Below are 21,880 nucleotides of genomic sequence, written 5' to 3'. Positions count from 1 at the left end.
TCCGACTCTATCAGATCTTTCCGATCCGATTTCCTCGGTGCTTTCCAGGTTCCCGCTTCCGCGTTTCCCTTTCCGGCGGTTCCGACTTTATCAGAGATTCTGAGTCGGAATTTCCCTCCCCTCCGGAACGTTGTGTCCGCCGCACGAAGCGGTCGGGTTCCCGTTGGGGTGGAGCCGTAAACGTACTGGAGCGGGGCGCCCCGATGCAAATCGAGGTGCCCCGCTCCGGGTTGGCGCTCCTGGCGGACCGTCAGACGTCAGACCTCGACGACCACCGGGAGGATCATCGGCCTGCGCCGGTAGGTGTCCGAGACCCACTTGCCGAGGGTGCGGCGGACCAGTTGCTGGAGCTGGTGGGGCTCCACCACGCCGTCCTGGGCCGAGCGCTCCAGGGACTCGGTGATCTTCGGGATCACGTCACCGAAGGCCGAGTCCTCGATGCCGGAGCCGCGGGCCTGGATGTGCGGGCCGCCGGTGATCTTGCCGGTGGAGGAGTCGATGACCACGAAGACCGAGATGATGCCCTCGTCGCCGAGGATCTTGCGGTCCTTCAGGGCCGGCTCGCCCACATCACCGACGGAGAGGCCGTCGACGTAGACGTATCCCGCCTGGACCTTGCCGGAGATCTTGGCCTTGCCCGCGACGAGGTCGACGACGATGCCGTCCTCGGCGATGACGATGCGGTCGTGCGGGACGCCGGTGAGGGCGCCGAGCTCGGCGTTGGCGCGCAGGTGGCGCCATTCGCCGTGGACCGGCATCAGGTTCTTCGGGCGGCAGATGTTGTAGAAGTACAGCAGCTCGCCCGCGGACGCGTGGCCGGAGACGTGGACCTTGGCGTTGCCCTTGTGGACGACGTTGGCGCCCCAGCGGGTCAGGCCGTTGATCACGCGGTAGACCGCGTTCTCGTTACCGGGGATCAGCGACGAGGCGAGGATGACGGTGTCGCCCTCGACGATGCGGATCTGGTGGTCCCGGTTGGCCATCCTGGACAGGGCTGCCATCGGTTCGCCCTGGGAGCCCGTGCAGACCAGGACCACCTCGTGGTCCGGGAGGTCGTCGAGCGTCTTGACGTCCACCACCAGGCCCGGCGGGACCTTCAGATAGCCCAGGTCACGGGCGATGCCCATGTTGCGGACCATGGAACGGCCGACGAAGGCGACCCGGCGGCCGTATTCGTGGGCGGCGTCCAGGATCTGCTGGATGCGGTGCACGTGGCTGGCGAAGCTCGCCACGATGATGCGCTTGCGGGCGCCGGCGAACACCTGCCGCAGGACGTTGGAGATGTCCCGCTCGTGCGGGGTGAAGCCGGGGACCTCGGCGTTCGTGGAGTCGGAGAGCAGAAGGTCGATGCCCTCCTCGCTCAGCCGCGCGAAGGCGTGCAGGTCCGTGAGGCGGTTGTCCAGCGGGAGCTGGTCCATCTTGAAGTCGCCGGTGTGGACCACCATGCCCGCGGGAGTGCGGATGGCGACGGCCAGCGCGTCCGGGATGGAGTGGTTGACCGCGACGAACTCGCAGTCGAAGGGGCCGATGCGCTCGCGCTGTCCCTCCGCCACCTCAAGGGTGTACGGGCGGATGCGGTGCTCCTGGAGCTTGGCCTCGATCAGGGCGAGGGTCAGCTTGGAGCCGATCAGCGGGATGTCCGGCTTCTCGCGCAGGAGGAAGGGGACGCCGCCGATGTGGTCCTCGTGGCCATGGGTGAGGACGATGCCCTCGATGTCGTCGAGGCGGTCCCGGATGGACGAGAAGTCCGGCAGGATCAGGTCGATTCCGGGCTGCTCCTCCTCGGGGAAGAGCACTCCGCAGTCGACGATCAGCAGGCGGCCGCCGTACTCGAAGACCGTCATGTTGCGGCCGATCTCGCCGAGGCCGCCGAGCGGGGTGACGCGCAGGCCGCCCTCGGGAAGCGGCGGGGGCGGGCCGAGTTCAGGGTGCGGATGACTCAAAAGACTCTCCTCACCACGCGCGCCACGTACCGGTGTGGCACGTGGCGCAGCGTGACGTTCGTGCAATAGCAGTTGTTGTGGGATGCGGGCACCGGTGGCCCCGCTATTCAGTTGTGAAGCTTTTACGCGCGGTGGGGTTCCGCGAAGTCTGTTGTCAGAGCTGTACCCCGCCGGCGGCAAGATCGATCTTGAGCTGGGCAATCTCTTCCGGCGAGCACTCCACCATGGGGGCGCGCAGCGGTCCGGCGGGCAGGCCCTGGAGGGCGAGCGCGGCCTTGGTGGTCATGACGCCCTGGGTGCGGAACATGCCGGTGTAGACGGGGAGCAGCTTCTGGTGGATCTCCGTGGCCTTCTGTACGTCGCCGGAGGTGTACGCCTCGACCAGGGCGCGCAGGTCCGGGGTGACGACATGGCCGACGACAGAGACGAAGCCGACCGCGCCCACGGAGAGCAGGGGCAGGTTGAGCATGTCGTCGCCGGAGTACCAGGCGAGGCCGGAGCGGGCGATGGCCCAGCTGGCGCGGCCGAGGTCGCCCTTGGCGTCCTTGTTGGCGACGATCCGGGGGTGCTGGGCGAGCCGGACGAGGGTCTCGGTGTCGATCGGGACGCCGCTGCGGCCGGGGATGTCGTAGAGCATGACCGGCAGCTCGGTGGCGTCGGCGACAGCCGTGAAGTGCCGGTACAGGCCCTCCTGCGGGGGCTTGTTGTAGTACGGCGTGACGACGAGGAGGCCATGGGCGCCGGTCTTCTCGGCGGCCTTGGCCAGCTCGATGCTGTGGTGGGTGTCGTTGGTGCCGACGCCGGCCACGATGTGGGCGCGGTCGCCGACCGCCTCCAGTACGGCTCGTACGAGGTCCGATTTCTCCGCGTCGCTGGTGGTCGGGGACTCGCCGGTGGTGCCGTTGACGATCAGGCCGTCGTTGCCTGCGTCCACCAGGTGGGTGGCGAGCCGCTGTGCGCCGTCGAGGTCGAGTGCGCCGTCCGCCGTGAAAGGCGTGACCATGGCGGTGAGGACCCGCCCGAAGGGGGTCTGCGGAGTGGAGGTCGGAGCCATGGGTTACACGCTACTCGTTGCTCAAGGCGCGGTCTGCCCTCGGGGGGCGGGATAAGTCATGACAAATGTGGAGCCCGGCACTGCCTGCTCGGGGGTTCAAGCAGTGCCGGGTCCGTTTGATCAGGCTAGATGAACTTCTCCAAATGCCGCAATACGGACACTTCGTGCGGCTGATCCGTACATCAGTCCCGACCGGGGAAACCCTGTGCGTTACGGGGCGACGCGACCGTTGGCGTTGAAGGCCGCGTAGGTGAGCGGCATGAGCTTCGCCCACTCGGCTTCCATCTTCTCGCCCACCATCTCGATCTCCCGCTGCGGGAAGGACGGCACCTTCGCCAGTTCGTGCTGGGTGCGCAGGCCCAGGAAGTGCATCAGCGAGCGGGCGTTGCAGGTGGCGTACATCGAGGAGAACAGGCCGACGGGCAGGACGGCGCGGGCGACCTCGCGGGCGACGCCGGCGGCGAGCATCTCCTGGTAGGCCTCGTACGCCTGCCGGTAGGTGTCCTCCATGACGCGCCCGGTGAGCTCCTGCTGCGCCTGGGTGCCCTCGACGAACCGGTACTTGCCGGGGCGGCCCTCCTGGACCAGCTTGCGCGAGGCGTCGGGGACGTAGAAGACCGGCTGCAGCTCCCGGTAGCGGCCGGACTCCTCGTTGTAGGACCAGCCCACGCGGTGCCGCATGAACTCCCGGAAGACGAAGATCGGGGCGCTGATGAAGAAGGTCATCGAGTTGTGCTCGAAGGGGCTGCCGTGCCGGTCCCGCATCAGGTAGTTGATGAGGCCCTTGGAACGCTCGGGGTCCTTCGTCAGCTCCTCCAGGGACTGCTCGCCGGCGGTGGAGACTCGGGCGGCCCACAGCACGTCGGAGTCGGCCGCGCTGTGCTTGACCAGCTCGACGGTGACATCACTGCGGAAGCTGGGCTTGAGGTCGTCGGCGGGGGTGTCGGTCACGGCTCGGAGGGTCCTTCCATCACTTCACTCGGGCGCGCCCACTCTACGGGCCCCCACTGACAACGGGGCTTTCGGCCAGATGGCCAGGCGCCGACTGCTGGGGGCCCACACTCGGCGGCACGCCGGCCGGTCCGCTGGTCCTCGGTATGTCGGCGCAGCCCATCGCCCCCTCCGGCGGGACGCAGCAGTCGCAGGTGTCGCAGGAGTGCTGACTCCATCGGACCCCCGAAGGTGGTCAGCGGGGAGCCGGGTCGATAGCCTCACCGGGCACAGCCCCTGCGTGGAACGAGTGAGGACCAGCCGTGCCCCTGCCCTTCCTGACGGCCGACCGTGCTTTCGAGGCAGCGGACGACGTCGCGCTGCCCTTCGACGACCGCGACCGCTGGCGGCGCCCCTACCGGCCCGGCCCCTGGCGGGTCGGCGCGGCCGCGGTGGGGCTGCTGCTGGCCTCGTACGTGCTGTTCGCGGCCGTCGTCATCGCGCTGACCGGCACGGTCGGCGGTGCCGGTGTCGTCTTCGGTTTCGCCCTGCTGATCATCGCCGCGGCGCTGCGGCTGCTGCGGATGGGCGTGTGGGTGAGCGCCCGCGGGCTGCGCCAGGTGGGTTTTCTCGTCACGCGGACGGTCGGCTGGGACAAGGTGGTCTCCGCGCGCACGGTGCAGCAGCCGGTGCGCTGGCTGGGGCTGCCGCGCACGGTGCAGGGGCAGGCCCTGGTGCTGGAGCGCCGGGACCGGGCCTCCTCCGACATGCCGCCGCTGCTGACCACCCACAACGCCGACTTCCTCGCCCGCTTCGAGGCCTTCGACCGGGCGGCGGACAGCGTCGAGGCGTGGGCCGCGGAGTACGGGCGGAGCTGAGCCGGCCGTCGAGGTTCACACGGAAGGGGCCGGACCGCGGTGGACGCGGGCCGGCCCCTTCGGCGTACGACGTTCAGACCTGGACCGGGCGGCCGTCGTGCAGGGCGATGGCGCGCTGCATGGCCTTGCGGGCGCGGGGGGTGTCGCGGGCGTCGTGGTAGGCGACGGCGAGGCGGAACCAGGTGCGCCAGTCGTCGGGGGCGGCTTCCGTCTCGGCCTTGCGGCGGGCGAAGACCTCGTCGGCGGAGTCGCGGTCGACCCGGCCGCTCGGCAGCCGCTTGAGCTCGTCGACCGGCAGGCCGCCCTCGGCGTCGAGTTCGGCGGCGAGGGCGTTGGCCCTGCGGACGAACTGGGTGTTCTTCCACAGGAACCAGATGCCGATGACCGGCAGGATCAGCACCGCCACCCCGAAGGTGACGGTCAGCAGCGTGCCGGACTGGATGAGCAGGACGCCGCGGCTGCCGACCAGGACGAAGTAGACGACCAGGACGGCGGCCGTGATGGCGTAGGAGATCTTCGCGCGCATGTCGTGCTGTCCTCGGGTCAGCCCAGGTCCAGGAAGTGCTCCAGGCCGAAGGTGAGGCCCGGAGTCGTCACCACCCGGCGGGCGCCCAGCAGAATGCCGGGCATGAAGCTGCTGTGGTGCAGCGAGTCGTGGCGGACGGTCAGGGTCTCGCCCTCGGCGCCGAGCAGGACCTCCTGGTGGGCCAGCAGGCCGCGCAGGCGGACGGAGTGGACGGGGATGCCGTCGACGTTCGCGCCGCGCGCGCCGTCCAGGGCGGTCTCCGTCGCGTCCGGCGCCGGGGCGGTGCCCGCGGCGGCGCGGGCCTCGGCGATGAGCTGGGCGGTGCGCGTGGCGGTGCCGGACGGGGCGTCGACCTTCTTCGGGTGGTGCAGTTCGACGACCTCGACGGACTCGAAGTAGGGCGCGGCGATCTGCGCGAACTTCATCGTCAGGACGGCCCCGATGGAGAAGTTCGGCGCGATCAGGACGCCCGTCTGCGGGGAGGCGGCCAGCCAGCCCTTGAGCTGCGCGAGACGCTCCTCGGTCCAGCCCGTCGTACCGACGACGGCGTGGATGCCGTGGCCGACGCAGTACTCGAGGTTGGCCATCACCGAGTCGGGCGTGGTCAGTTCGACGACGACCTGGGCGCCGGTCTCCGCCAGGACGTCCAGCGTGTCGCCGCGGCCGAGGGCGGCGACCAGCTCCATGTCCTCGGCGGCCTCGACCGCCCGTACCGCCTCGGAGCCGATCCGGCCCTTGGCGCCGAGGACCGCCACGCGCAGCTTGCTCATGTTCCTGCTTCCCTATCGGTGGTGTTTCAGGCGACCGTGTCGTTCAGCCGGGCCGCCTGCTTGTCCTTGAGCGGGCCGATGACCGACAGCGAGGGCCGCTGTCCCAGGATGTCGCGGGCGACGGCACGGACGTCGTCCGGGGTCACCTCCGCTATCCGGGCGAGCATGTCGTCGACCGACATCTGCTCGCCCCAGCACAGCTCGCTCTTGCCGATGCGGTTCATCAGCGCGCCGGTGTCCTCCAGGCCGAGGACGGTGGAGCCGCGCAGCTGGCCGATGGCGCGGTCGATCTCGTCGTCGGTGAGGCCGTGCTGGGCAACATGGTCGAGCTCGTCGCGGCAGATCTTCAGCACGTCGTGCACCTGGGAGGGGCGGCAGCCGGCGTACACGCCGAACAGGCCGCAGTCGGCGAAGCCGGAGGTGTATGAGTACACGCTGTAGGCCAGGCCGCGCTTCTCGCGGACCTCCTGGAAGAGCCGGGAGGACATGCCGCCGCCGAGGGCGGTGTTGAGCACGCCGAGGGCCCAGCGGCGCTCGTCGGTGCGGGCCAGGCCCGGCATACCGAGGACGACGTGCGCCTGCTCGGTCTTGCGGGCGAGCAGTTCGACGCGGCCCGCGGTGCGGATGGTCCGCCTGCCGTCGCGCGGGGCGATGGGCCGGGCGTCGAGGTCCTTGAAGGCACCCGCCTTCTCGAAGGCCGCGCGGACCTGTCGTACGACCTTGTTGTGGTCGATGTTGCCGGCGGCGGCGACGACCAGGTGCGTGGGGTCGTAGTGCTTCTTGTAGAAGCGGCGGATGCGGTCGGCGGTGAGGGCGTTGACGGTGTCGACCGTGCCGAGGACCGGGCGGCCGAGGGCGTTGTCGCCGAACATGGTGTGCGCGAACAGGTCGTGCACACAGTCGCCCGGGTCGTCCTCGGTCATGGCGATCTCTTCGAGGATCGCGCCCCGCTCGACGTCGACGTCCTCCTCCAGGATCAGGGAGCCGGTCAGCATGTCGCAGACCACGTCGATGGCGAGCGGCAGGTCGGCGTCGAGCACGCGCGCGTAGTAGCACGTGTACTCCTTGGCCGTGAACGCGTTCATCTCGCCGCCGACGGCGTCCAGGGCGGAGGAGATGTCCAGCGCGCTGCGCTTCCGGGTGCCCTTGAAGAGCAGGTGCTCCAGGTAGTGCGTGGCGCCGTTCAGAGCCGGGGTCTCGTCGCGGGAGCCGACGTGGGCCCAGATGCCGAAGGTCGCGGAGCGAACCGAGGGCAGGGTCTCGGTGACGATGCGCAGGCCGCCCGGCAGGGTCGTCTTGCGGACGACACCGATGCCGTTGGCGCCCTTGATCAGGGTTTGGGTACGGGCGACGGCCCGCGCCTCCGAAGAGGTGCGGGCCGTCGCCTTGGAGCTCGTCGACGTCACTTGTCGGCGTCGTCCTTCTTGTCCTCGGAGCCTTCCTCGCCCTCGATCACGGGGATCAGGGAGAGCTTGCCGCGGGAGTCGATCTCGGCGATCTCGACCTGGACCTTCTGGCCCACACCGAGGACGTCCTCGACGTTCTCCACGCGCTTGCCGCCGGCCAGCTTGCGGATCTGCGAGATGTGCAGCAGACCGTCCTTGCCGGGCAGCAGGGAGACGAACGCGCCGAACGTGGTCGTCTTGACGACCGTGCCCAGGTAGCGCTCGCCGACCTCGGGCATCGTCGGGTTGGCGATGCCGTTGATCGTGGCACGGGCGGCCTCGGCGGACGGGCCGTCGGCGGCACCGATGTAGATGGTGCCGTCGTCCTCGATCGTGATCTCGGCGCCCGTGTCCTCCTGGATCTGGTTGATCATCTTGCCCTTGGGGCCGATGACCTCACCGATCTTGTCGACCGGGATCTTCACGGTGATGATCCGCGGCGCGTTCGGGGACATCTCGTCGGGCCGGTCGATGGCCTCCATCATCACGTCGAGGATGTGGAGACGCGCGTCGCGGGCCTGCTTGAGGGCGGCGCCCAGGACGGAGGCCGGGATGCCGTCCAGCTTGGTGTCGAGCTGGAGGGCGGTCACGAACTCCTTGGTGCCGGCGACCTTGAAGTCCATGTCACCGAAGGCGTCCTCCGCACCGAGGATGTCGGTGAGGGTGACGTAGTGCGTCTCGCCGTCGATCTCCTGGGAGATCAGACCCATGGCGATACCGGCGACCGGGGCCTTCAGCGGCACACCGGCGTTCAGCAGCGACATGGTGGAGGCGCAGACCGAGCCCATGGACGTCGAGCCGTTCGAGCTGAGCGCCTCGGAGACCTGACGGATCGCGTAGGGGAACTCCTCGCGCGTCGGCAGGACCGGCACCAGGGCGCGCTCGGCGAGGGCGCCGTGGCCGATCTCGCGGCGCTTGGGGGAGCCGACGCGGCCGGTCTCGCCGGTGGAGTACGGCGGGAAGTTGTAGTTGTGCATGTAGCGCTTGCGGGTCACCGGGGAGAGGGTGTCCAGCTGCTGCTCCATGCGGAGCATGTTCAGGGTGGTGACGCCCAGGATCTGGGTCTCGCCACGCTCGAACACCGCGGAGCCGTGGACCCGCGGGATGGCCTCGACCTCGGCGGCCAGGGTGCGGATGTCCGTCAGCCCACGGCCGTCGATGCGCTTCTTCTCCTTGATCACGCGCTCGCGGACGAGCTGCTTGGTCAGGGAGCGGTACGCGGCGGAGATCTCCTTCTCGCGGCCCTCGAACTCCGGCAGGAGCTTGGTGGCGGCGAGCTCCTTGACGCGGTCCAGCTCGGCCTCGCGCTCCTGCTTGCCGCCGATGGTGAGCGCCTGGGCGAGCTCGGAGCGGACCGCGGAGGACAGAGCCTCGAAGACGTCGTCCTTGTAGTCCAGGAAGATCGGGAACTCGGCGGTCGGCTTGGCGGCCTTCGCGGCGAGGTCGGCCTGGGCCTTGCAGAGCACCTTGATGAAGGGCTTCGCGGCGTCCAGACCGGCGGCGACGATCTCCTCGGTCGGCGCCTCGGCGCCACCCTCGACCAGCTTGATGGTCTTCTCGGTGGCCTCGGCCTCGACCATCATGATCGCGACGTCGCCGTCCTCCAGGGTACGGCCCGCGACCACCATGTCGAAGACGGCGTCCTCGAGCTCGGTGTGCGTCGGGAACGCCACCCACTGGCCGCGGATCAGCGCGACGCGGACGCCGCCGATCGGGCCGGAGAAGGGCAGACCGGCCAGCTGCGTGGACGCGGAGGCGGCGTTGATCGCCACGACGTCGTACAGGTGGTCGGGGTTGAGCGCCATGATCGTGGCGACGACCTGGATCTCGTTGCGCAGGCCCTTCTTGAAGGACGGGCGCAGCGGGCGGTCGATCAGCCGGCAGGTGAGGATCGCGTCCTCGGAGGGACGGCCCTCGCGGCGGAAGAAGCTGCCGGGGATCTTGCCGGCGGCGTACATCCGCTCCTCGACGTCCACCGTCAGGGGGAAGAAGTCGAGCTGGTCCTTGGGCTGCTTGGAGGCGGTGGTGGCCGACAGCACCATGGTGTCGTCGTCCAGGTACGCCACGGCGGAGCCGGCGGCCTGCTTGGCCAGGCGGCCCGTCTCGAAGCGGATGGTACGGGTGCCGAAGGAGCCGTTGTCGATGACGGCCTCGGCGTAGTGGGTCTCGTTCTCCACTAGCAATTTCTCCTCGTCTTCGTCCCGGCCTGCCCGTGTGGCAGGGGGACGATGGTGGAGAAGCGCTCCGTGCGGTGCGGGCCGGTCTTCGATCGAAGCACCCGGGGCTCGCTTCCCCCCGGGGGCCACTACCGAGGACCGGCGGCGGCTAGGTGCGCTTCTCCCCTTCTTGTCGTCTCTGTTCGTCTGTCGTGCTGTGTCGTACGTATTGCGTTGTGCTACCACACTACAAAGGGGCAGTGACAGTCCGCACGTTTCCGTACGTACGGCAAAGGGAGCGGTCCCGGTCTCTTCCCGGGAACCGCTCCCTTCACGGCGTCTTACTTGGCGCCGGCCGCACCGCGGCGGATGCCGAGACGGTCGACCAGCGCACGGAAGCGCTGGATGTCCTTCTTGGCCAGGTACTGCAGCAGGCGGCGACGCTGACCGACCAGGATCAGCAGACCACGGCGGGAGTGGTGGTCGTGCTTGTGGGCCTTCAGGTGCTCCGTCAGGTCGGAGATCCGACGCGACAGCATGGCGACCTGGACCTCGGGGGAGCCGGTGTCGCCCTCCTTCTGGCCGAACTCGCTGATGATCTGCTTCTTCGTAGCGGCGTCGAGCGACACGCGTACTCCTCGATACTGTCTGAATGGCCACCGAGTGCCCCCGGTCCACATCTCGGGGGAGCTTCCGTTACTCGGGAGGCGGGGATCCGCTGAGCGCGACCTCCAGAGCGCGGCTCCGGGGGTGCGTACACATACGGCCGTCACCCAGAGTACCAGCAGGCGACGGCCGCGCTCACCGGGGTCCGGGAACCGCTCCGCACGCGCGTGTGCGGCCACTAGGGTGACCTGCGGGATCGTTCGTACGTCGGGAAGGGGTCGCGTCGCGATGACGGAGACGGCTGAGGAGATCAAGGCGCGCAAGGAGCGGGAGCGCGACGAGCTGTACGCGCTCGACATCTCCGGCGTCGAGTGGCACAGCGCGCCGGGCACGGAGGAGCACGAGGAGCGCGTCGAGATCGCGTACCTCCCCGACGGGGCCGTGGCCATGCGCTCGTCGCTCGACCCGGACACCGTGCTGCGCTACACGGAGGCGGAGTGGCGTGCCTTCGTGCTGGGAGCGCGGGACGGGGAGTTCGATCTGGAGCCGGCGCCGGGCGAGAACGCGTAGACGCCGAGCGGTTGTGACGCGGGGCGGGGGCCGGTCCGGGCTCCCGCCCCGCCTTCTTACCTCTTGTGCTTGTTGTTCTTCACTTCTTGCGCGGCGCGTCGGGTTCGATGCCGACGGCCAGCCAGACCCAGGCCTTGTCCTCGTCGGGGGCGCTCGCGGCCTTGGCGGCGAAGAAGACGCGGCCGTTCTGGACGACGATGTGGGCCAGTTCCGTCGAGGTGAGCGTCCAGGCCTCGGAGGGCAGGTCGAAGTAGAGGTACGGGGTCTCGTCGCCGGTGCGCGGGTCGAGGGCGACCAGGCCCATGGGCGTGATGTGGTCGCTGCTGTCGCGCAGCGCGAGAAGCTTTCCGCCGCTCATCCGCAGGGGGTGCAGCAGGGCGTTGCGGCCGGACTCGAACTTCTGCATGGTGCGGCCGGTCTTGAGGTCGAAGCCGACGATCCAGTTGTAGTTGTGGATGGTGTCGCCCTGCTCGGCGGTGGTCAGGAAGACCTGTCCGGCGCCGACGGTGACGGTCGGGCAGTCGTCGGTGGCGAGCATGTCGGTCTCGTCGGCGCACGTGGCGACGTAGGCGTCCTTGCCCAGCGGGATGGCGCTGAGGTTCTTGCCATGCTCGTCCAGGGCGAGGATGTCCGTGATGCCGACGTCGGCGGCGGAGACCGCGAGGACGGCGGGCCTGCTGGAGACCACCCGCACGTCGTGGATGCCCGCCTCCAGGGCGTACGTCCATCTCGTCGCGCCCGTGTCGGGGTCGACCTCGCGCGCCTTGTAGGTGATGCCGTCGTACGACCCGTCGGTCCAGCACTGCAGGCGCACCACCAGCGTGGGGCCGCCGGCGGCGCCGTAGTGCTCGCACTTGTCGGCGGGGTCGGACTCGATGCGCCAGCGCCGCTCGCCGGTGTCCATGGCGTAGGCGTCGGTGCCGCCGCCCCAGGTGACGGCCACGATGCCGTGGACGAGGGCGACGCCCGGCGTGTCCTGGCCGCCCGCGTGCTCCGCGGTGCCCGCGCCGGTGCCGAGCTTGGAGGTCGGGATCTCCGCCTGCCACACCTTCTTGCCGTCGTCGAGGTCGACGAAGGCGACCTGGTCGCAGAGCGCGTCCGCGGCCTCGCCGGAGCGGAACAGCACGGCCGTACGGTTCTCGCCGGTGACCTGGCGGGTGACGCCGCAGAGGGGTCCGTCGAGGCGCAGCTTCCATGTCTCGTCACCGACGGCGACGTCCTTGCCCATCGGGAAGCCCACCAGGGAGCGGTTGATGCCCTTGGCGAAGATCTTGTCCGTGGCCCAGGTGCCCGGCATCTCGTGGCGTTCACCGGCGGCCATGTCGTCGGCGGAGAAGCGGAAGCCCATGACGCCGCGCTGGTTCGCGGGCTGCTTCTCGACCGTCTCGCGCACGTCGAGCGGGCCCGCGCCGGCGGCGGCCGGTGCCTTGGGGTCGTCGCGCCCCGAGTCGTCACCGGTGCCCAGGACGAGCCAGCCGCCCACGCCGAGGGCCGCGGCCATGACGACCGCCAGGCCGCCGCCGAGTACGCGCTTCCTTCGGCGCTTCTGCTGCTCCTGCTCCGCGGACAGCGCGGACTGGGTGTACATGGAGGGGGGCGGGCCGAAGCTCACGCGAAGAGGTCCTTGTCTGTGGGCGGTTGGGGGGTGGGCGGTCGATGATCGGCTTCTACTATGCCTGGCGCCCTGCACAGCGGCCGGAGCGGGTGCGGTGACCTGGGGCGGCGGCCCCGGTGCGGTGCGTCAGGGACGGCTCCGGGGCGGGTCGGGGGTGAGTCCGGGTCGGGTCGGGGGGTGAGGGCGGCGTCGGCGGGCAGGCTGAGACACGAGGGGCGGGTGCTCGGTGCTCGGGGGAGGACGGGCCTGCCGGGGTGACGTACACGGTGACTAGGCTGGGGCTGGGCGTGGCGCCAGACCCGTGGACCGGGCGTCGGCGTCCCAGGGGGAGAGCCGGTGGATCGGACGACCTCGGAAACGACCTCGAACGACATCGGAAGACGAGACATGGTCGCCCCGGCACGGCATGCGGGTGTCCGACCACACCAGGAGGAACTGTGAGCAGCGATCGGGACGGGATCCGCGGGGGCTGGGCGACGCCCGGCGACGACCAGCCCGACGCGGAGTCCGCCATCGAGACGACGGGCGAGTTCACCATCGATTACGCGCCGCCCGCCTGGTACACGCAGAACGCGTCGGCGGATTCGGCAGGTTCGGCGGGGCCGGCGGGCTCGGAGGAGTCGGCGGGTTCTGGGGCTTCGGCTGGTTCGGCCGCTTCGGCCTCTTCGGTGGGCTCGGGGGATTCCGGGGCTTCGGCGGATTCGGTGGATTCCGTGGGTTCCGTGGATTCGGAGGCTTCCGCGGATTCGGCTCAGGGGGACGCCGGGGCGGAGGCTGACGCCGCTTCAGGTGGCGGGGCCGGTCCGGGGTCTGCGTTCGGTGGGGCTTCGGGGCACGGGGCCGACGGCGGGGCCGGGGCTGCGTCCGGGGGTGGCGCCGGTGCGGGTTCCGGGTTCGGGGCGGCTTCGGTTCCGCCTGTGGCGCCGGTTCCGGGGGTGCCTTTCACGCCGCCTGCTCCTGCGTCTGCGCCTACGCCTGCGCCCGGTGCGCCTTTTTCGCCGCCCGCGCCTGCGTCTGCACCTGCACCCGGGGCGCCTTTTTCGCCGCCCGCGTCTGCCGCTCCTGCTCCTGGGGCGCCCTTCACTCCTCCTGCGCCCGCGCCCGGTGCTGCGTTCACGCCCCCGGCGCCCGCTCCGGGAGCGTCCTTCACTCCGCCCGCGCCCGCGCCTGCGCCTGGTGCGCCGTTCACTCCGCCCGCGGCTCCTGTGTCGCCTCCGGCGCCGACCGGGAGCCCGATCGCCGTGCCCAAGCTGCCGGTGGGGAGCGGGTTCGAGCCGCAGCGGCCGCAGGAGGACGTCCCCGAGACACCCGAGGTCGATGCCGCGTCCCCGAGTGCGCTGCCGAGCTTTGCCGTGAGCGGGTTCGGGGTTCGTGCCGAGGAGTCCAAGGACGCCGAGGAGGCTGAGGAGGCCACGGAGACCGAGTCCGGGGACTCCGGCAGCGGTGACCTGGAGAGCGGGGCCACCATGCGCTTCTCCGCCGTCGCGCTGAAGCGGGAGATCGCGGAGCGCGCGGCTGAGGTCGAGGCGGAGGTCGAGGACGAGGCTCAGTCCGAGTCCGAGGAGACGGACGGCCTTTCGTACGGTGATGAGGCCGAGGACAGGGTCGAGGTGGAGGCGGACTCGTCCGACACCGACACCGAGGCGGACTCCGACCCGGGCCCCGACTCCGGCTCCGGCTCCGGCTCCGGCTCCGGCTCCGGCTCCGGCTCCGAGGACTCTGCCGAGCCGGTCGACGCCGTGGACGCTCTGGACGCCCTGGACGCCGTCGATGCCGCTCCGGCCGAGGACACCGCTGCTCCCGTGGCCGACGAGCCCGAGGACGCCGTGCCTCTGGATGCCGCCGTGGACGATGTCGAGGACGTCCAGGACACGGAGAACACCGAGAACACCGAGGACACCGCGGGCGCCGAGCCTTCCGACGCGGAGCCCGAGCCGGTGGACGCGGTCCCCACCGACGCCGAACCGCAGGACGCTGAGCCGCAGGACGCCGTGCCCGGCATCCCCGCCGGGGTCCCGGGGATCACACCGCCCGAGTGGGCTCCCGTGGCGACGGAGGAGAAGGCGTCGCCGGTGGCGCCTCAGCCGTACCAGCCCTCCGCGCCCGCCCCGGCGGCTCAGTGGCCCGCTCAGCCGCAGGCGCAGCCCTCCGTGCCTCCGGCGCCCGCGCAGCCCCAGCCGGCCGCCGCCGCTCCGGCCGCCCCGCAGGACCGGCCCGCCGTGCCCGCGCAGCAGCCGCCCTTCCAGCCGGAGGCTCCGCAGCCCGCGCCCGCCGCCTGGAACCAGCCGCCCGCGCCCGCGCCCACCGCGCCGCAGCCGCAGCCGCAGCCCGGCTACGGCTTCCCGCGGCCGCCCGCGCCCAACCCGCAGCCCGGCTACGGCTTCCCGCAGCCGCCCGCGCCCAACCCGCAGAGCGGATACGGCTTCCCGCAGCCGCCGTCGCCCCACGCCCAGCCCGGCTACGGGTTCCCACAGCCCGGTACCCCGGCGCCCGCGGCCCAGCAGCCGGCTCAGCAGCCCGCCCCGCAGGTGCCCGCGCAGCCCGCGCCTCCCGCTCCGGCCGCGCCGCAGCCCGGGTTCGGCGTCCCGCAGCCAGGCGCCCCGTTGCCCAACGCCGCTGCGCAGCCCGGCGGTTACGGCTTCCCGCAGGCGCCTGCCCCGGCGGAGGCCCCGCAGCAGCCGCAGGCGCCCCAGGCCCCGCAGGTCTACGCCCAGCAGCCCTCGCCCCAGGCCCAGCCCCCGCAGCCCGACGGCGGCCAGGCCCAGCCCCCGCAGCCGCAGCACCCGCAGGCCGCCCAGCCTCTCCCCCACCAGCAGCCCGCCCCGGAGCACGGCCAGCACGGCCAGCCCGGCCAGTACCCCCAGCCGTCGCAGCAGCCTCAGCCCCCGGTCGACCCCCGGGCCGGTGCCGCCTGGCCGCAGCCGATGCAGCACGATCAGCGGCAGCCGACCAACCCGGGTGCGGCGCCGCTGGGTTACACGGCGGCGGTCGAGCTGTCGTCGGACCGGCTGCTCAACAACAAGAAGCAGAAGGCGAAGAGCGGCCGCCCGGCTGCCGCGCCCTCGCGGTTCAAGATCGGCGGCAAGAAGGAGGAGGCCGAGCGGCAGCGCAAGCTGCAGCTGATCCGTACGCCGGTGCTGTCCTGCTACCGGATCGCGGTCATCAGCCTCAAGGGCGGTGTCGGCAAGACGACGACCACCACCGCGCTGGGCGCCACGCTCGCCAGCGAGCGGCAGGACAAGATCCTGGCGATCGACGCCAACCCGGACGCCGGTACCCTCGGGCGCCGCGTGCGGCGGGAGACCGGGGCGACGATCCGCGACCTGGTGCAGGCGATCCCGTACCTGAACTCGTACATGGACATCAGGCGGTTCACCTCCCAGGCGCCCTCCGGTCTGGAGATCATCGCCAACGACGTCGACCCGGCGGTGTCGACGACGTTCAACGACGAGGACTACCGGCGCGCGATCGACGTGCTGGGCAAGCAGTACCCGGTCATCCTCACGGACTCGGGCACCGGTCTGCTCTACAGCGCGATGCGCGGTGTGCTGGACCTCGCCGACCAGCTCATCATCATCTCGACGCCGTCCGTGGACGGTGCCTCCAGCGCCAGCACCACGCTGGACTGGCTGTCCGCGCACGGCTACGCGGACCTGGTCTCCCGGTCCATCACCGTCATCTCCGGGGTCCGTGAGACCGGCAAGATGATCAAGGTCGAAGACATCGTGTCGCACTTCGAGACGCGGTGCCGCGGGGTCATCGTCGTGCCGTTCGACGAGCATCTGGCCGCCGGTGCCGAGGTCGACCTCGACATGATGCGGCCCAAGGTGCGGGAGTCGTACTTCAACCTCGCCGCGATGGTCGCCGAGGACTTCGTACGGCATCAGCAGTCGCACGGCCTGTGGACCAGCGACGGCAACCCGCCCCCGGTCGCCGCCCCGCCGCTGCCGGGCCAGCCCATGCCGGGCCAGCCCTACCCGCAGCAGCAGCCGTACCCGCCGCAGCAAGCCCAGGCACCCCAGGCCCCGCAGCCGGGACAGCCCTACCAGGGCCAGCCGTACCCGGCACAGCAACCGCAGCAGCCGCAGCACCCGCAGGCGCCGCAGCCAGGGCAACAGGGGCAGCCCTACGGCCAGCCGTACCCGCCGCAGCAGCCCGGCCAGCCGGGACAGCCGGGACAGCCCTACCCGCAGGCCCCCCAGCAGCCGGGGCAGCCCTACCCGCAGGCCCCCCAGCAGCCGGGGCAGCCGCCCCAGCAGTAACCCGGTCGGCAACACGAAGGGCGGCCGGTGCCCCGCAAGGCACCGGCCGCCCTTCGGCGTCGTAGGAGAGGCGCTCCGCAAGAGAGGTACTCCCCGCGAGAACTACTCCGCGGCGGCGATCAGCTCCCGGCACTTCTTCACATCGGCCGCCATCTGCTCCAGCAGCCCCTCCAGCGAGTCGAACTTGGCCTGGCCGCGCACGAAGGCGAGGAAGTCGACGGCGACATGGAGGCCGTACAGGTCGAGGCCGACGCGGTCGATGGCGTACGCCTCGACGGTGCGCTCGGTGCCGTCGAACTGCGGGTTCGTGCCGACGGAGATCGCGGCCGGCATGGCCTCGCCCTCGACGTGCAGCCAGCCGGCGTAGACGCCGTCGGCGGGGATGGCGGTGTGCGGGAGGGTCTCGACGTTGGCCGTGGGGAAGCCGAGCTCGCGGCCGCGCTGGGCGCCGCGCACGACGACGCCCTCGACGCGGTGCGGACGGCCGAGGATCTCGGCGGCGCCCTCGACGTCACCCTGGCCGACCAGGCGCCGGGTCAGGGTCGAGGAGAAGGGCTCGCCGCCGCCCGCCGAGCCGCTGACGTAGAGGTCGACGACCTCGACCTCGAAGTCGTACGTCTCACCCTGCTCGGTGAGGAAGGCGACGTCGCCGGCGGCCTTGTGGCCGAAGCGGAAGTTGGGGCCCTCGACGACGGCCTTGGCGTGCAGCTTGTCGACCAGCACCTTGGCGACGAAGTCGGCGGGCGACAGCTTGGAGAACTCGGTGGTGAAGGGGAGGATCAGCACCGCGTCCACGCCCAGCGCGGCGCACAGTTCGGCGCGGCGGTGGTGCGGGGCCAGCAGCGGCGGGTGGCTGCCGGGGCGGACGACCTCGCTGGGGTGCGGGTCGAAGGTGACGAGGACACAGGGCACGCCCAGCTCGCGGGCGCGGTCCACGGCGTGCTTGATGATCAGTTGGTGACCGCGGTGGACCCCGTCGTAGGAGCCGATGGTGACGACGCTGCGCCCCCAGTCCTGGGGGATGTCCTCCAAGCCACGCCAGCGCTGCACTGTGACCGCTCCTCGAACCCGTGTCTGACTCATTACGGCTGCCTCTTATGCAGGTCTAAGGGTGCCATGCCGGGTGGCCGGTGCTCTCATCGGCGTCCGCGCTGTGACGGTTCGCACGTGGGAGCACGGGTCATGCACGGAGTCATGACGGGATCATGGCGGGGTCATACGGATACGACGGCCCCCGCGATGTTCTCGATCATGCGGCGGGTGCTGGGGCCGACCATCGCCGACCACTCCTGGGGGGCGTCGGTCAGCCAGCCGGTGATGCGGGCGGCGAAGCCGGGCAGATGGCGGCCGAGGTCGACCAGGGCGCGGTCGTAGGTGGTGGCACCCTCGGGCGTGCGGACGAGCAGCAGGCCGACGCGGTGGACGAGGTCACGCAGGCCCTCGCCGCCTTGTGCGGCCGCGGCGCGCAGCAGGGCGTCCAGGACGGCCGGGTCGCGCTCGCGGTCGAGGAGGAAGGCGCGCAGTTCGGTACGGAGCGGGCCGGGCGCGGCGATCACTCCGGCGAGGGCGGCCCGCACCGGGACCGGGCCGCCGTCCAGCAGCCCGGTGAGCAGCGGCAGCAGCACGGCCCGCGCGTGCGGGCCCTGGTCCAGGCGCCGGTCGGCGTACCCGGCGAGGTCTCCGGCCGTCTCCGGGCGCCGCTCGACGACCTCCCGCACCAGCGCGGCGACCCGCCGGGCCAGGCCGGGCGTGGTGGCATCGGCGAGGGCCCGCAGGGCTTCGCCGGTCTCGGGCAGCGGGCAGCGCTCCGTGAGGCGCTCGCGGAACGCGGCCAGGACCGGCTCCGGGTGGGTGTTGAGGGCGGCGAGCAGGGCGTCCGGCGGGAGGTTCGGGTCGCCCTCGGCGAAGTGCCGCAGGGCCTCGGGGAGGTACCGGGCGCGGGTGCGGGGGTCGCGGACGAGGAGGCCGAGGGCGCCGCCGTGCAGGGTGCGGTCGGTGGGGCGGGCGAGCAGGGTGAGGGCGGCGTAGCGGAGCAGCTCGCGGTCGGCGTCGGTGCGCAGGTGCGGGGCGGTGCGCAGGCCGTAGGTGACGGCCGCGACGCGGCGCGCGGGCCGTTCGTCGTGCGCCCACCGGTCCACGGCCCGGCACACCGCCGACGGCTCCTCCTCGGCCAGCACCCCGAGCAGTTCGTCCCCGCGCCGGTGCGCGCTGTCGACGAGCGCCTCGGTGAGATCGTCCAGGGCCCGGTGCCGGTGGGTGTGCAGCAGCGCCTGCGCGGCCGTCGCGACGGTGGCGTGCGGGGTCGCGGGCAGCGGCCGCTCGTCGTCGAACCAGCGTGTCAGCTGCGGTTGTACGGCGGTGGGGTCGGCGGCGAGCAGCCTGGCAGCGGCGTCGAGGTACCGGCCTCCTCCGGGGTCGGTCTCGTGCGGGGCGGGGTCGGCGAGGACGAGGCGGCGCAGGAGGTCGAAGCGGTCGGTGTCGCCGAGGGCCAGGCCGGTCCAGAAGCCCGGCCCGAACTCCCCCGGCACGGGCAGCCCTTGGCGCCGCCGGTCCACGATCGTGTCGGCGAGCAGCCGCAGCACGGGGGTGTACGGCGTGGCGTCGGGCATGCGGGTGAGCACCTCGGCGAACAGCCGGGCGGCCCACCAGGAGTGCGGGTCGGCGTCCAGGGCGTGCGCCAACTCGGCCAGTTTCTCCGCCAGTCGGCCACTGCCCTGCTGGCGGGCCACGAGCAGCAGGGCTTCGACGACGGGGCCGATGCGGTGGTGCGGGACCGGGACGGGATGGACGGTGTCCGGGGTGCGGCGGTGGTGGACCAGGGCGCGCAGGGCCTCGTCGAGGTCGAGGTGCATGCCCTGGATCCAGTCGGCGAACTCCTCGTGGGCGAAGCGGTAGCCGGTACCGGCCGGGACGAGGAGGCCCTCGGTGAGGACCGCGGAGGCCCAGCCGGTGCCGCCGCCGAGCCGGGCAGGGGCGGGGCCCCACGGGAACACCGCCTCGAAGGACTCCCGGTCCAGCTCGCCCTGACCGGGGCCGAGGCTGCGCCGGGCCGCCTCGTGGACCTGGCCGGAGACCCGGGCGGCGAGACGGCGTACGGCGGTGCCGCGCAGGCCGTTCTCGACGGCCAGGCGGACGGCGACGCGCAGGCACATCAGGTCGAGCCAGGCGGCGAGGACGTCGTCGCGGTCGAGGCGGGGCGTGGGTGTGTCGGGCAGTGCGGCGCGCACCTCGGACAGCAGGCGCAGGGTGAGGGGGTGCCGGGCGTCGGCCTGCGCGAGCACGCCCTCGGGGATGCCGTAGCGGGCGCGGGCTTCGCGGGCCTCGTCGGGGGTGAGGTCGCCCAGTGGCACACAGGGTGGGAGCCGTCCTGGAGCCTCGCCCCCGCGGCCCATGCCCGTCCCGTCCCCCAGGGGCTCCGCCCCGTCCCGAGAAGCCCCGTGCAGCAGCTCTCGCGGGAACTCCGCCCCCGCGCTCTCCCAGTACTCCGCCCGGCACGCCACCACCAGCCGGGCCCCGGTCGCGCGCAGCCACTCTGCGGTGCCCCGGGTCCACTCGGGGAGGCGGTGGGCCAGGACCGGCGGCATCTCCTCGGGGCCGTCGAGCAGCAGAAGCAGCGGGCGGCCCGCGACGCGGGCGACCCGGGCCAGGCGCTCGGGGGTGAGGTCGCCGAGGTCGGCGGGCAGGGCGGGGGTCGAGGCGCGCAGGATGCGGGCGGCCCGGGTCAGCGCACGCCGTGCCGCGTCGGCGACCGAGGCGTCGGAGTCCCGCAGGTCCGCGCCGCGCAGCCACAGCGTGGGCGCCGGTTCGGCTCCGCGGTGCCGCCGTGCGGCGAGGGCCGCGAGTTCCGTCGTACGCCCGCTGCCGGGTGCCCCGACGAGGCCGAGAACCACGGCGGGGCCGCAGGCCGACCCGCAGCCGGCGACCCGCTCCCCCGACCCCACCGAGCCGGACCAGGCGAACCCCGCGGCCGCCCCGCCCTGTTCACCCGGCGCACGGTCGGCCCCGCCGAGCCCCGCACCGGCCCGCTCACCCGACCCCACCGGGCACGATCCACCACTGCCGACCGGCCTGCACCCGACGAACCCCGCGGCGCCCCCGCCCAGTTCACCCGACTCACAGCCGGCCCCGCCGAACCCCGCACCAGCCCACTCCCCCGACCCCACCGAACCGGACCCACCACTGCCGACCGGCCTGCACCCGACGAACCCCGCGGCGCCCCCGCCCCGTCCACCCGACTCACGGCCGGCCCCGCCGAACCCCGCACCGACCCGCTCCCCCGACTCCGCCCCACCGAACCGACCCCCGCCCGCCCGGGTGAACTCCGCGAACTCCCCCGCCACGGCAGCCCGTTCGACCGGCGGCGCCCCCGCGTCGTCGGGCGGCCCGTCGCAGCCGACCGAGGTGGCGGTGAGCTGGAGGACGCCCGCGAGGTTGAGGTCGGCGCCGTAGGCGGGGACGGTGGCCGCGTTGCGGGTGAGGAGGTCGGCGAGGGCGGCGACGGGTCGTAGCGGGACGGCGAAGCCGGCCTCGCGGGGGCCGCATTGCAGGGCCGTGCCCAGGACGCCGATCACCGCGCCGGTCGTCGCGTCGAGCACGGGTCCGCCGGCCGCTCCCCCGCCCAGCCTGAGCGCGTCGCGCCCCGCCGTGCCGATCGCCAGCTCCAGAGCGTCGTCGAGGGCGTGGAAGCGGTCGGTGGCCGTGTACGTCACGGAGGTGGAGCCCAGGACCCGTGCCTCGCGCCAGCATCCCGCGGCCAATCGCACATACGTGCCTGCGTCGATCCGGTCCCGCACGGTCACCGGGAGCGGGTCCACGCCGAGGCCGTCGGTGTGGACGAGGGCGAGGTTCAGGGCGGGCAACGGGGTCACCGCGTCGGCGCCCACGACGCACGAGCGCTGCCCCGCGGTCCGCAGCACCAGCCGGGGCAGGCCGTCCACGGCTTCATGGCTGGTGATCAGGGTGCCGTGGTGGTCGGCGAGGAACCCGATCCCGCGCGGCCGCCCGGCGAGGTCGTGCACCTGCACGAGGACGTCGTCGCGGGCGGTACCGGGAGGCGGGGGCGGCTGTCCGTCGTCGCCGTACGGCGGCGCGGGGGCGACGGCCTCGCGGTCGGGGCCATCGGGGG

At 72.2% G+C, this 21,880-nt stretch carries 14 protein-coding genes and 1 pseudogene; 4 read left to right on the top strand and 11 right to left on the bottom strand.

The annotated features are described in order from the left end of the window. Positions 1-257: 257 nt before the first annotated feature. The 3 genes from ACIQ6Y_RS37110 to thyX all read right to left on the bottom strand — a co-directional run bounded on the left by ACIQ6Y_RS37110 (position 258) and on the right by thyX (position 3,948). Positions 258-1,943, bottom strand: coding sequence for a ribonuclease J (locus tag ACIQ6Y_RS37110; protein WP_404046636.1), 1,686 nt, complete (start codon positions 1,941-1,943; stop codon positions 258-260). A 154-nt stretch (positions 1,944-2,097) separates the two neighbouring features. Further along, positions 2,098-2,997 (bottom strand): 4-hydroxy-tetrahydrodipicolinate synthase, encoded by a 900-nt coding sequence (dapA, locus tag ACIQ6Y_RS37105; protein ID WP_404046633.1) that lies wholly within the window; start codon positions 2,995-2,997, stop codon positions 2,098-2,100. A gap of 210 nt (positions 2,998-3,207) precedes the next feature. Next, positions 3,208-3,948 (bottom strand): FAD-dependent thymidylate synthase, encoded by a 741-nt coding sequence (gene thyX, locus ACIQ6Y_RS37100; protein WP_404046630.1) that lies wholly within the window; start codon positions 3,946-3,948, stop codon positions 3,208-3,210. Positions 3,949-4,250: 302 nt separating this feature from the next. On the opposite strand from thyX, the gene ACIQ6Y_RS37095 reads away from it, so the two are divergent. Further along, positions 4,251-4,805: a hypothetical protein gene (locus ACIQ6Y_RS37095; protein WP_404046627.1), complete on the top strand. Its 555-nt coding sequence runs from the start codon at positions 4,251-4,253 to the stop codon at positions 4,803-4,805. A gap of 73 nt (positions 4,806-4,878) precedes the next feature. Here the strand turns inward: ACIQ6Y_RS37095 and ACIQ6Y_RS37090 are convergent, their stop codons facing one another. From ACIQ6Y_RS37090 to rpsO, 5 genes are all read right to left on the bottom strand, one after another. Further along, positions 4,879-5,331, bottom strand: coding sequence for a hypothetical protein (locus ACIQ6Y_RS37090; protein WP_404046624.1), 453 nt, complete (start codon positions 5,329-5,331; stop codon positions 4,879-4,881). 17 nt (positions 5,332-5,348) lie between these two features. Beyond that, positions 5,349-6,101, bottom strand: coding sequence for a 4-hydroxy-tetrahydrodipicolinate reductase (gene dapB / locus ACIQ6Y_RS37085; protein ID WP_404046621.1), 753 nt, complete (start codon positions 6,099-6,101; stop codon positions 5,349-5,351). Between the two features lie 26 nt (positions 6,102-6,127). Next, positions 6,128-7,507, bottom strand: coding sequence for a M16 family metallopeptidase (locus ACIQ6Y_RS37080; RefSeq protein ID WP_404046618.1), 1,380 nt, complete (start codon positions 7,505-7,507; stop codon positions 6,128-6,130). Further along, positions 7,504-9,723 carry a polyribonucleotide nucleotidyltransferase gene (locus tag ACIQ6Y_RS37075; protein ID WP_404046615.1) on the bottom strand — a complete coding sequence of 740 codons (2,220 nt, stop codon included), beginning with the start codon at positions 9,721-9,723 and terminating at the stop codon, positions 7,504-7,506. Before ACIQ6Y_RS37075 ends, ACIQ6Y_RS37080 begins: the two co-directional genes overlap by 4 nt. Positions 9,724-10,043: 320 nt before the next feature. Beyond that, entirely contained in the window at positions 10,044-10,331 is a 288-nt protein-coding gene (gene rpsO / locus ACIQ6Y_RS37070; protein ID WP_404046612.1) for a 30S ribosomal protein S15, read from the bottom strand. A gap of 265 nt (positions 10,332-10,596) precedes the next feature. Between rpsO and ACIQ6Y_RS37065 the strand changes: the two genes are divergently transcribed. After that, positions 10,597-10,878, top strand: coding sequence for a DUF397 domain-containing protein (locus ACIQ6Y_RS37065; RefSeq protein ID WP_404046609.1), 282 nt, complete (start codon positions 10,597-10,599; stop codon positions 10,876-10,878). Positions 10,879-10,957: 79 nt separating this feature from the next. Here ACIQ6Y_RS37065 and ACIQ6Y_RS37060 read toward each other — a convergent pair whose 3' ends face one another. Beyond that, complete coding sequence (locus tag ACIQ6Y_RS37060; RefSeq protein ID WP_404046606.1) at positions 10,958-12,490, bottom strand: PQQ-binding-like beta-propeller repeat protein; 1,533 nt, start codon at positions 12,488-12,490, stop codon at positions 10,958-10,960. Positions 12,491-12,747: 257 nt separating this feature from the next. On the opposite strand from ACIQ6Y_RS37060, the pseudogene ACIQ6Y_RS37055 reads away from it, so the two are divergent. Both ACIQ6Y_RS37055 and ACIQ6Y_RS37050 read left to right on the top strand, forming a co-directional pair. Further along, a pseudogene (locus ACIQ6Y_RS37055) lies at positions 12,748-13,059 on the top strand (SCO5717 family growth-regulating ATPase); the annotation flags it as partial. 900 nt (positions 13,060-13,959) lie between these two features. Further along, positions 13,960-16,755 (top strand): AAA family ATPase, encoded by a 2,796-nt coding sequence (locus ACIQ6Y_RS37050; RefSeq protein WP_404046669.1) that lies wholly within the window; start codon positions 13,960-13,962, stop codon positions 16,753-16,755. Between the two features lie 102 nt (positions 16,756-16,857). On the opposite strand, the gene ACIQ6Y_RS37045 is transcribed toward ACIQ6Y_RS37050, so the two are convergent. Further along, the gene (locus tag ACIQ6Y_RS37045) at positions 16,858-17,805 is read right to left on the bottom strand and encodes a bifunctional riboflavin kinase/FAD synthetase (RefSeq protein WP_404046603.1); all 948 of its coding nucleotides are present in this window, start codon (positions 17,803-17,805) and stop codon (positions 16,858-16,860) included. A 164-nt stretch (positions 17,806-17,969) separates the two neighbouring features. Next, positions 17,970-21,779 (bottom strand): serine protease, encoded by a 3,810-nt coding sequence (locus ACIQ6Y_RS37040; RefSeq protein ID WP_404046666.1) that lies wholly within the window; start codon positions 21,777-21,779, stop codon positions 17,970-17,972. Between the last annotated feature and the right edge of the window lie 101 nt (positions 21,780-21,880).

Origin of the sequence: Streptomyces sp. NPDC096205 (assembly GCF_044763135.1) — a bacterium.
Classification (GTDB): Bacteria; Actinomycetota; Actinomycetes; order Streptomycetales; family Streptomycetaceae; genus Streptomyces.
The sequence above is the reverse complement of the archived record's forward strand: the minus strand, read 5'-3'. Positions and strand labels throughout refer to the sequence as shown.